We start from the raw sequence: 9,901 nt of genomic DNA, 5'->3' as shown, positions 1-9,901 counted from the left end.
GCCGGGCTCGCCCCTCCGCGTGTTCCCCCCCCCCCCGCCGGCCCCCCAATTCCCAGCCTGCCCGAAGGGTGAGCGCCCAACTGAGCGCCTCTCTGCGTTGCGAATGCTCGCCGTGGTGCCGCCACGACTGCGCTTCGCGCCTTGATAGGCGCTCATTTGGGCGCTCATGCGAGGCTCCCTTTAGCGTTAACAGGCCCTAGCCACCGCCAGCGCCCGCAGCTTGCCCGCGCGGATGTTCGCCAGCGACGCGGGCAGGTTGTCGAAGTACATGTCGACCTGGCCGCCCAGGAGGTCCGCCGCGACCTGGCCGGCGCCCTTGTAGGGAATGTGCGCCAGGTCGATGCCCGCGCGCTGCTTGAGCAGTTCCGTCGCCAGGTGCGCGGAGCCGCCCACGCCGGAAGAGGCGGAGTTCAGCTTGCCGGGATTGGCGCGGGCATAGGCCAGCAGTTCGGGCAGGGTGTTGGCCGGCACCTTGGGATTGACCACCAGCACGCTGGGCACCGTGCCGATCATGGCGACGGGCGCGAAGTCCTTGACGATGTCGTAGGGCTTGGGCTGATAGAGCGAGGGCGCGACCGTGCAGCCGAACGCGCACATCAGCAGCGTGTAGCCGTCCGGCGCGGCGCGCGCCACCGCCTGCGCGCCGATGTTGCCGCCGGCCCCCGCGCGGTTCTCCACGATCAGCGGCTGGCCCAGGCGGCGGGCCAGGTCTTCGCTCAGGATGCGTGCCAGGATGTCCGGCGTGCCGCCGGCCGGGAAGGGCACCACCACCGTGATGGGGCGCGAGGGAAAGCCGGCCGCGGCGGCGGGCTGGGCGGCGCCCAGGGCCAGGGCCGCGCCGGCCGTGGCGGCCAGCAGCAGGTGTCGGGAAGGGGCGGCGCGCCAGCGCGCGGCGAAGAGGCTCAACAGGCCCATGGGATTGTCTCCAGGATGTCGGTGTCGGATGCGGAAAGGCCCGATCTGCCCGCGACTGTAGCCAAGCCGGCGCGCGCTGCCCAATGCCGGCCGCGCAAGGCCGGCATATCAAAGTTGGTATGGGACTTTCATTGCATGTCTTTCGCGCATAGCATGGGCGCCATGAGCGAATCCCACCCCTTGCCGTATCTGCGCCGGCTGGACATGAACCTGCTGCTGACGTTCGACGCGCTGATGCGCACGCGCAGCGCCACCGCCAGTTCCGCCTTGCTGCACAAGACACAGCCCGCCATCAGCCGCGATCTCGCGCGCTTGCGCGACCGGCTGGAGGACCCCTTGCTGGTGGTCGTCAAAGGCCGTTTCATTCCGACCGAACGCGCGCTGGAATTGCATGCGTCCGTGCAGGACGCGCTGGCGCAGATCGAATCCGCGCTGCGTCCGCCCGAGGCTTTCGATCCGGCCCGCGCCGGCGGCGTGGTCAACATCGGCACCGGCGCGCACAGCGAGATCCTGCTGGCCGCGCCGCTGCTGGAACGGCTGCGCCTTGCGGCGCCCGGCATCACGCTGCGGTTCCAGTCGGTGCATGGGGATTTCGTGCCCGACGACCTGGACTCGGAACGGCTGGACATCGCCATCGGCCTGTTCGGCAAGGTGCCGGCGCGCTTTCATCGCGACACGCTGCTGCGCGACCGGCGCGTCTGCGTCGTGTCCGCCCGGCATCCGCGCGCCGGGCAGGGGGCATTGACCCTGGCCGACCTGCCGGCGATCCGCTGGTTCGCGTTTGCGCAGATGTACGGCCGCGAGACCAACTTCGACCGGGCCTTGAAGCCCGACGCGGGACGCCTGGAATTCTCGGCGTACCTGTCGGGTTTCGGCATCACGCCCTACGTGCTGCTGGACACCGACTACGCCACCACCATGCCCGCCAGCGTGGCGCGCGTGCACAGCCAGCATTTTCCGCTGGCCACGCTGGAACTGCCCGCCAGCCTGCGCAAGATCGAATTCGTGATGGTGTGGCCGCGGCGGCTGCATACGTCGCCGCTGCAGGCGTGGCTGCGGGGCCAGATCCGGGAAGCGCTGCGGGACCGGGAACCCGGTCCCGCCTAGCCGGGGCTCAGGTGCCGGCCGGCTTGCCCGTCGCCACGTCGATGACCGACCCGTCTTCCAGGCTGACGCGGTAGATCTCGCGCACGACGTTGCCGGCAAAGCCGATCTCGACGATGGACACGTCCTTGAACGTGGTGTCGATGCCGTCGGGCAGCACGGCGTTGAACTTGTCGGATTCCTGCTTCATGGCGTCCTGCAGGCGGGCGTCATAAGGCGCCATGCTGTAGACCAGCGTGGTGTGCGGGTTGTGGGCGCGCACTTCCTTGCCGTCCTGCATGATGTTCACGCCGCTCACGCCCATCGTCTTGACCAGGTCCTTGCCGGCATCGCCCATCTTGGCGTAGACGGGGCCGGTCACGCGCGGCAGCGGGCCGTCGCGCAGGGGGGCGAGCGCGGCCGTGGCCACGGTGTTGTAGCGCATCATGTCTTCGAAGCCCTGGCCGCTCTTGACCACGCCCAGGTCCAGCCACCACGGGTGGCCCGCGCCCTTGGCGGCCTCGGTCGGGTAGAAGGTCTTGAGCGTGAGGCGCAGCGGGGCGGGCGGCTTGGGCAGCGCCTTGAGCATGCGGGCGGGCGTGGCCGGATCGGCGCTGTGGATGTGGACCACGGTGACGTGCGGCATGTTGGGCGTTTCCGCCTCGGTCTTCAGGCCCAGCTTCAGCAGGTCTTCCTTGAGCACGCCGTTCACCTTGGCGTCCAGGACGGCGTTCACCTCCTGCGGCAGGCGGTAGACGACGCCGTAGGTGGCGGCGTGCGCGCGGAACTCGGGTTTGTCGAGCGCGCTGTTGTCGATGGGCGCGGCGGCGTGCGCGGCGCTGGAGGTGGCGAAGAGGCCGAAGGCGGCCAGATGCAATGCACGTTTGATCATGGGGAACCCCTGTTGTCGTGGACGTGACCCGCGAGAGTCATCCGCAGTGTGGCCAGCGCGGATGTACTGCGTATTGCACCAGCCCAAAGATTCCCGATACCAGTCACCGGTTGCCCGATAGCTCGGTCCGCGGCCGGTATCCCGCTACGCCAGGAAGATGATGGCGACGATGGCGATGCCCAGCAGCAGGTTCACCCCGACCAGGCGGCGGATGCCGCCCATGGCCTTGCCGCCGGCCGGCCAGTCGGACGCGGCCACCGCCGCGGCCAGCCGCTTGTAGAGCGCGAACCGGATGTGGCCGTAGATGGCCATCATCACGATGCCGCCCGCGGCCATCAGGGTCCAGCTGCGGGGCATGAAGAACGCGCCGCCCGTCTGCGCCGCCTGGCTGGCGGCCTGGCCGATCATCCCGGCGCCGGTCAGCAGGATCACCGCGATCGCGGCGAGCACGGCGTTCAGGAACGGCCCAAGCACCGATTCCATCAGTTTTAGGCGAACGGGCGGTTCAAGTTTCGCGGCCGCCGGCCGCAGGAAACAGTGCGCGAACAGCATGCCGCCGACCCAGAGGATCACGGCCATGACGTGGACGAATTTCAAGGAGGCATAGAGCATGCGGTCGGCCTGTAGAGAGGGGAGGGCCGCGGGAGGCGGCCGGGTCTGTCCGCATGATATCTCCGCAAGCCTTCTTGCGCGGGCTTGACCAAGATCATGGTTTTCCATTTAGAATGAGATTGATTTCTATTTGTGGTTGAGAGTCCAGGGAGCCCTCCGTGCCGAATCCCGTGCTCGCCTCAGGCGACGCCGTCCACCTCCTGTACCGCGCCCATCACGGGTGGCTGCACGGCTGGCTGCGCGCCAAGCTGGGCAACAGTTTCGACGCGGCCGACCTGGCCCAGGACACGTTCGTGCGGGTGCTGCGCCACCGGCACGAACTGGACGCCCTGCGCGAGCCGCGCGCCTACCTGACCACGATCGCCAAACGCCTGCTGCTGAACCACCACCGCCGCCGCTCGGTCGAGCAGGCCTACCTGGAAGCGCTGGCGCTGATGCCGCAGGAGCTGGTCCCGTCCGCGGAGCAGCGCCTGATCATCCTGGAAACCCTGCAGGAAATCGACGAGATGCTGGCCGGGCTGTCGCTGCCCGCCCGCCAGGCTTTCCTGATGGCGCAGCTGGAGGGCCTGAGCCACGGCGAGATCGCTGAACGGCTCAACGTATCGCTGCGCACCGTCCACCGCTACATCACCAAGGGATTCGAGCAATGCATCATGGCGGTGATGTGAGCGCGCAGGGGGAAGGGGCGGGGGAACTGCCCGCCGTCGAGCGCAACGTGGCGCGCGAGGCCGCCCGCTGGCTGCTGCGCCTGAGCTCCGGGCGAGCCACCGATGCCGACGTCCACGCCTGTGACCTGTGGCGCGCCAGCAAGGCCGAGCACGAGCATGCCTGGCAGCGCGCGCAGCGCGTGAATGCGCGCTTCGGCCTGATTCCGTCGGCGCTGGGCATGGCGACCCTGAACCGCCCCGAATTCAAGAGCCGCCGCGCCGCATTGAAGACGCTGGTGGCGCTGGTGGTGGCCGGCCCCGTCGGATGGGCCGCCTGGCGCGCCGATCCCCTGGGCTGGAGCGCCGACTACCGCAGCGCGGCGGGCGAGCGCAGGGCCGTGACGCTGGCCGACGGTTCCACCCTGCACCTGAACACCGCCAGCGCGGTCGACGTGCTGTTCGACGACGCGACCCGGCTGCTGCGGCTGCGGTCCGGCGAGATCGCCGTGCACGCGGTCGCCGACCCCGCAGCCCATCCGCGGCCGTTCGTGGTGCGCACGCGCCTGGGCGACATCGAGGCCCAGCCCTCGCGCTTCTGCGTGCGCCAGGAAGGCGCGCATTGCCAGGTCAGCGTGCAGGAAGGGCGCGTGCGGGTCAGCAGCGGCGCGCAGCCGGGCAGCTACATCGACCTGGCAGTCGGCGAACAAAGCAGCCTGACGGCCGAGGGCGCCAGCGCGCCCGTGCCGGCCGACCCGCATGCGGGCGACTGGATGCGCGGCGTGCTGTACGCCAGCGAGCTGCGCCTGGACGCCTTCGCGGCCGAACTGGCGCGCTACCGCCAGGGCATCGTGCGCTGCGATCCGGAGATCGCGCACCTGCGGATTTCGGGGGCATTCCAGCTTCACGATACCGATGCCGTGCTGGCCGCCTTGCCCGCCACCCTGCCTGTGCAGGTGCGCTACCGCACGCCGTACTGGGTGACGATCGCGCCGCGCGCGGCGGCCGCTTGAACGCGCGGCGGGGCCGATTTTCCCATTCCGAAAAAATTTTCTGTCGATGCTGTCCGGTTTCGTTTTCACGCGGGTCATGGTCTGTATAGGCAAACAAATGCCGATACCTGTTGGATCGAAAGGACGACCATGGCTCACTTCCCCGCCGGCCGCGCAAGCGGCTCCCGACCAGCCCGAGGCGCGCAATGCCGGCTGACCCGCCTTACCGCCGCGGTGCACGCCGCGCTGGCCCTGACCGCGATGTCGGCCGCGATGCTGCCCCTGTCGGCCGCGCAGGCGCAGGGCACGGCGGTGGTCCAGGCCGGGTCGCGCGGCTACAGCATCCCGGCCGGCGCGCTGGCCGATGCGCTGCCGCGCTTTGCGGACAGCGCCGGCGTGACGGTGCTGTTCGACGCCGCGCTGGTGGGGCAGCGCCGCACCCAGGGACTGGACGGGGTGTACTCCGTGCATGAGGGCTTCTCGCGCCTGCTTGCCGGCAGCGGCCTGGGCGTCCAGGAACGCAGCGCCGGCGTGTTCGTGCTGCAGGCGCTGCCGCAGGGCGGCGTGACGCAGCTTGCGCCGGTCCTGGTCGATGGCGAGCTCACCGCGCTGACGCCGGCCTGGGAGACCAGCACCGACCGCCGCCGCATGGACGACCTGCAGATCCGGAACTGGACCGACCTGGGCAGGCGCGCCGAGCCGGGCGTAAGCTTCAACCGCCTGAACAACAGCATCAACATCCGCGGCCTGGACCAGGACCGCGTGCTGACGCGGGTCGACGGCATCCGCCTGCCCTGGCTGGACGACGGCGCGCGCGGCGTGAAGGGCGGCCTGGAGGCGGTGGACTTCAACAGCCTGTCGCGGCTGGACATCGTGCGCGGCGCGGACGCCAGCGGCGGCGGCTCGGGCGCGATCTCCGGCATTGCCGACCTGCACACGCTGAACCCGTCGGACCTGCTGACCGACGGCAAGACCTTCGGCGCGCTGGCCAAGACCGACTACGAGTCCGCCGATTCCAGCTGGGGCGCCAATGCCGCGCTGGCCGGCCAGATCCACAGCAACACGTTCTGGCTGCTGCAGGCCGGCGTGCGCAACGGCCATGACCTGGACAACCGCGGCGACGTCGGCGGCTACGGCCCCAATCGCAGCGAGCCCAGCCCCGAGGACTACGACCAGCGCAGCTTCCTGCTGAAGCTGCAGCAGCGCGTCGAAGGCGGCCACCGCTTCGGCCTGACGGGCGAATACTTCAAGCGCAACGCCGACATCGACAGCATGTGGGAGCAGGGCCCCGGCACCAGCTACCTGATCGGCGAAAACAGCACCCGCAAGGAAACCGAGCGCGAGCGCGTGTCGTTCGACTATTCGTACACGGCGCCCGGCGCCGGCGGCCTGATCGACACGGCCACGGCGGTGGTCTATTGGCAGCGCGTGCGCCTGGACAACTCGCAGAACGGCATTCGCAGCGTCGATTCGCGCGCCCGCATCATTCCCGGCGACCCCTTCCGCTACGGCTTCCCCAACGGCCCCTATGGCCGCAGCAACTCCATCCAGCAGACGCTGTTCGGCGCGAACACGGAATTCACCAAGCGCCTGGCGGGCCAGGCGGTGTCCCAGTTGTGGACGTTCGGCGGCGAGTGGTACGGCAACAAGACCGAGCAGAACTCCAGCGGCTACGACAACTGCCCCACGATCCGTCCGGGCCTGCCGGCGCCGTTCGGCCCGCGCGCGTGCGACATGCTGCATACCAACCAGGCCGACGTTCCGCAATCCAAGGGCGATCAGTGGGCCTTGTGGGTGCAGGACGAGTTCAGCTTCGCCGACGGCCGCTACACCATCATGCCGGCGCTGCGCTACGACCATTACGAGCAGCGGCCGCAGTCCAGCGCCAGCTACGACAGCAATCCCAACGCGGGGGCGTTGCCGCCGTCAAACAGCGGCAGCCGCTTTTCGCCCAAGCTGCTGGCCACCTGGAAGGCCGCGGACGAGCTGAGCCTCTATGCGCAGTACGCCTACGGCTTCAAGGCGCCCAGCGCCACGCAGCTCTACACCAACTACGGCGGCCCGGGCACCTACCTGCGCGTCGGCAATCCGTACCTGAAGCCCGAAACCAGCAAGGGCTGGGAGCTGGGCGCCAAGATCGGCTCCGACGACCTGGGCGGTGCGGTATCGTTGTTTGATAATCGTTATCAGAACTTTATCGATGGAGATGTGCCGCTCAACCCCAATTCGCCGCAGTGGCAGCCGGGCTGGGCGGGGCAGTACCCGCTGGGCGTGACGGGCAACGTCAACCGCGCCAAGGTCCGCATCTACGGCGCGGAAGCCAGCGCGCACTGGAAGTTCGCGCCGGGCTGGCGCACGTGGGGCTCGCTGGCATGGGCCGTCGGCAAGGACGAGGGCACGGGGCAGTACCTGAACTCCGTGGCGCCCCTGAAGGCGGTGCTGGGCGTGGGCTACGGCCGTGACGTGTGGGGCGTGGATGCGCTGCTGACCACGGCGCTCAAGCGCAACAAGGTCGAGTATCCGGAGCCGTCGGCCGGCGCGCCCAACCCCGACTTCCAGGCGCCGGGCTATGGCGTGGTGGACCTGATGGGGTATTGGCGCCCCGCCGCGGTGAAGGGCTTGCAGGTGCAGGCTGGCGTGTTCAACCTGTTCGACAAGAAGTACTGGGAAGCCATCAACGTGCCGACCGCGGGAGCCATCACGATCCCGCGTCCGGTCGATTGGTACACGGAACCGGGACGCAGCGTGCGCGTCTCACTGACTTATCAATATTGAGTTCGGTCCGCCGCCATCTGGCGACAGACCGGACCCGGCGGCGGTTTTTAGCAATGTTTGGCACCGGCCGGAGGGCCTACGATGACGAATACCGATTTCACGACCCGCGCTGAAGAACTGCGCGCCCGCAACGAGGCCCTGGCCGCCTCGCAACCCGGGCTGCGCGCCCGCAACCTGGCCCAGGCGCTGGGCGTATCCGAGGCCGAGTGGGTGGCCGCGGGCTGTGCCGGCGTGAAGGCGACCGCGCTGCACGGCGCCCCGCAGGAGATCTTCCGCGAACTGGGCACGCTGGGCGAGGTCATGGCGCTGACCCGCAACGACTGGTGTGTGCACGAGCGCCACGGCATGTATGAGGACATCCAGGCCGAAGGTCCGGTGGGCCTGGTGCTGGGGCCGGACATCGATCTGCGCGTGTTCTTCACCGCGTGGAAATCGGCCTGGGCGGTCGAGCAGGACGGGCGCCACAGCCTGCAGTTCTTCGACGGCGCGGGCGTGGCGGTGCACAAGGTGTACCGCACCGACGCCACCGACGCGGCCGCATATGACGCGCTGGTCGCCCGGTTCGCGGGCGAATCGCAGTGGCCCGTGGCCGAACCCTACGCGCCGTCCTCTGACGCCGGGCAGGTCGAGGACGCGCAGGCCTGGCGCGAAGCCTGGCTGGGCATGAAGGACACGCACGAATTCTTCCCGCTGCTGCGCAAGTTCAAGGTGTCGCGCCTGGCGGCCCTGGCGGCGGCCGGCGAAGACCTGGCGCAGCCGGTGCCGGCCGACGCCGTGGAACGCATGCTGCAGTCGGCGTCGGCGTCCGCCTTGCCCATCATGTGTTTCGTGGGCAACCGCGGCATGATCCAGATCCACTCCGGCCCGGTGCACGCGCTGCGCCGCACCGGCCCGTGGTTCAACGTGCTGGACCCGAAATTCAACTTGCACCTGGACACGACGGCCATCGCGTCGGCCTGGGTGGTGAACAAGCCCACATCCGACGGCTGGGTGACGTCGCTGGAGGTGTATGCCGGCAACGGCGACCTGATCGTGCAGTTTTTCGGCGAACGCAAGCCCGGCAAGCCGGAACTCGCGGGTTGGCGCGAACTGATGGTGGGCCTGTGCAGCGCGCCGCTGGCCGCTTGAGCGCATAAGGAAGCAGCAATGAAAAAATGGTTGGCAGTGGCGGCTTGGGTGGTGGCTGCTGGCGCGCAGGCGGCGCCGCCCGAACGGGTGGTGACGCTGGGCGGCAGCGTGACCGAGATCGTGTACCAGCTGGGGCAGGGCGACAAGCTGGTGGGAGACGATCTCTCCAGCCTGTACCCCGAGGCGGCGACCAGGCTGCCGCGCGTCGGCTATTACCGCTCGGTGCCGGTGGAGGGCGTGCTGGCGCTCAAGCCAGACCTGGTGCTGGCGTCGGAACAGGCCGGGCCGCCCGACGCGCTCAAGCGATTGGGCGACGTCGGGGTGCGCATCGTCACCGTGCCGGATTCGCCGTCGGTGGATTCGCTGAAGGCGCGCATCCGCAACATCGCCGAGGCGCTGGATGTGGCGTCCGCCGGCGAAAGCATGGTGGCCGCCATCACGCGCGACCTGAAGGCGGTCGAGGCCATCCCCGGCACCGGCGCGCGCGCGATCCTGCTGCTCAACCGCACCGGCACGCTGCAGGGCGCCGGCGGCGGCACGGCCGCCAACGAAGTCATGACGATGGCCGGGCTGGTCAACGTGCTGAAGGACCAGCACGGCTACAAGCCCGTCTCCGCCGAGGCCGTCAGCGCGCTGGCGCCGGAGGTGATCGTCGTGACCCGGACGTCGCTGGACGCCTCGGGCGGGCTGGACAAGCTGCTGGCCCAGCCGGGCATCGCTTCCACGCCCGCCGCCGCGCGCAAGCGCGTCATCGTCATGGACGACCTGCTGCTTCTGGGCATGGGCCCGCGCCTGCCGCTGGCGCTGACCGAACTCAAGCGGGAGGCCGCCGGTGTCATGGGGCGGTAGCGCGGGGCGCG

At 69.5% G+C, this 9,901-nt stretch carries 9 protein-coding genes; 6 read left to right on the top strand and 3 right to left on the bottom strand.

Annotated elements, in window-relative coordinates; all coding sequences use genetic code 11:
• Nucleotides 1–186: 186 nt before the first annotated feature.
• On the bottom strand, nucleotides 187–915 hold the full coding sequence (locus tag ABE485_RS27375; protein WP_346518397.1) for a tripartite tricarboxylate transporter substrate-binding protein: 729 nt from the start codon (nucleotides 913–915) through the stop codon (nucleotides 187–189).
• 135 nt (nucleotides 916–1,050) lie between these two features.
• On the opposite strand from ABE485_RS27375, the gene ABE485_RS27370 reads away from it, so the two are divergent.
• Nucleotides 1,051–2,022: a LysR family transcriptional regulator gene (locus ABE485_RS27370; protein ID WP_346518396.1), complete on the top strand. Its 972-nt coding sequence runs from the start codon at nucleotides 1,051–1,053 to the stop codon at nucleotides 2,020–2,022.
• Nucleotides 2,023–2,029: 7 nt separating this feature from the next.
• Here the strand turns inward: ABE485_RS27370 and ABE485_RS27365 are convergent, their stop codons facing one another.
• Both ABE485_RS27365 and ABE485_RS27360 read right to left on the bottom strand, forming a co-directional pair.
• Complete coding sequence (locus tag ABE485_RS27365; RefSeq protein WP_346518395.1) at nucleotides 2,030–2,890, bottom strand: hypothetical protein; 861 nt, start codon at nucleotides 2,888–2,890, stop codon at nucleotides 2,030–2,032.
• Nucleotides 2,891–3,034: 144 nt separating this feature from the next.
• Nucleotides 3,035–3,502, bottom strand: a complete 468-nt coding sequence (locus ABE485_RS27360) for a CopD family protein (protein ID WP_346518394.1) — start codon at nucleotides 3,500–3,502, stop codon at nucleotides 3,035–3,037.
• Between the two features lie 158 nt (nucleotides 3,503–3,660).
• Here ABE485_RS27360 and ABE485_RS27355 point away from each other — a divergent pair, with 158 nt between their 5' ends.
• The 5 genes from ABE485_RS27355 (at nucleotide 3,661) to ABE485_RS27335 (ending at nucleotide 9,890) form a co-directional block, all read left to right on the top strand.
• Nucleotides 3,661–4,170, top strand: a complete 510-nt coding sequence (locus tag ABE485_RS27355; RefSeq protein WP_346518393.1) for a sigma-70 family RNA polymerase sigma factor — start codon at nucleotides 3,661–3,663, stop codon at nucleotides 4,168–4,170.
• Nucleotides 4,149–5,159: a FecR domain-containing protein gene (locus tag ABE485_RS27350; RefSeq protein WP_346518392.1), complete on the top strand. Its 1,011-nt coding sequence runs from the start codon at nucleotides 4,149–4,151 to the stop codon at nucleotides 5,157–5,159. The genes ABE485_RS27355 and ABE485_RS27350 overlap by 22 nt, the downstream gene beginning before the upstream one ends.
• 129 nt (nucleotides 5,160–5,288) lie before the next feature.
• Nucleotides 5,289–7,913 carry a TonB-dependent hemoglobin/transferrin/lactoferrin family receptor gene (locus ABE485_RS27345; RefSeq protein WP_430795471.1) on the top strand — a complete coding sequence of 875 codons (2,625 nt, stop codon included), beginning with the start codon at nucleotides 5,289–5,291 and terminating at the stop codon, nucleotides 7,911–7,913.
• Between the two features lie 81 nt (nucleotides 7,914–7,994).
• Entirely contained in the window at nucleotides 7,995–9,041 is a 1,047-nt protein-coding gene (locus ABE485_RS27340; RefSeq protein ID WP_346518391.1) for a hemin-degrading factor, read from the top strand.
• A gap of 18 nt (nucleotides 9,042–9,059) precedes the next feature.
• Nucleotides 9,060–9,890 carry a heme/hemin ABC transporter substrate-binding protein gene (locus tag ABE485_RS27335; protein WP_346518390.1) on the top strand — a complete coding sequence of 277 codons (831 nt, stop codon included), beginning with the start codon at nucleotides 9,060–9,062 and terminating at the stop codon, nucleotides 9,888–9,890.
• The last annotated feature ends 11 nt before the right edge of the window (nucleotides 9,891–9,901 follow it).

Source organism: Achromobacter spanius, assembly GCF_039673305.1.
In the GTDB taxonomy this organism is placed as follows: domain Bacteria; phylum Pseudomonadota; class Gammaproteobacteria; order Burkholderiales; family Burkholderiaceae_B; genus Achromobacter; species Achromobacter spanius_F.
This window is presented reverse-complemented; position numbering and strand designations above follow the sequence as displayed.

What these genes read in the sequence shown, in the direction of transcription:
- ABE485_RS27365 (WP_346518395.1), bottom strand. Translation starts at nt 2,890, where the DNA reads ATGATCAAACGTGCATTGCATCTGGCCGCCTTCGGCCTCTTCGCCACC.
- ABE485_RS27370 (WP_346518396.1), top strand. Translation starts at nt 1,051, where the DNA reads ATGTCTTTCGCGCATAGCATGGGCGCCATGAGCGAATCCCACCCCTTG.
- ABE485_RS27335 (WP_346518390.1), top strand. Translation starts at nt 9,060, where the DNA reads ATGAAAAAATGGTTGGCAGTGGCGGCTTGGGTGGTGGCTGCTGGCGCG.
- ABE485_RS27375 (WP_346518397.1), bottom strand. Translation starts at nt 915, where the DNA reads ATGGGCCTGTTGAGCCTCTTCGCCGCGCGCTGGCGCGCCGCCCCTTCC.
- ABE485_RS27340 (WP_346518391.1), top strand. Translation starts at nt 7,995, where the DNA reads ATGACGAATACCGATTTCACGACCCGCGCTGAAGAACTGCGCGCCCGC.
- ABE485_RS27360 (WP_346518394.1), bottom strand. Translation starts at nt 3,502, where the DNA reads ATGCTCTATGCCTCCTTGAAATTCGTCCACGTCATGGCCGTGATCCTC.
- ABE485_RS27350 (WP_346518392.1), top strand. Translation starts at nt 4,149, where the DNA reads ATGCATCATGGCGGTGATGTGAGCGCGCAGGGGGAAGGGGCGGGGGAA.
- ABE485_RS27345 (WP_430795471.1), top strand. Translation starts at nt 5,289, where the DNA reads ATGGCTCACTTCCCCGCCGGCCGCGCAAGCGGCTCCCGACCAGCCCGA.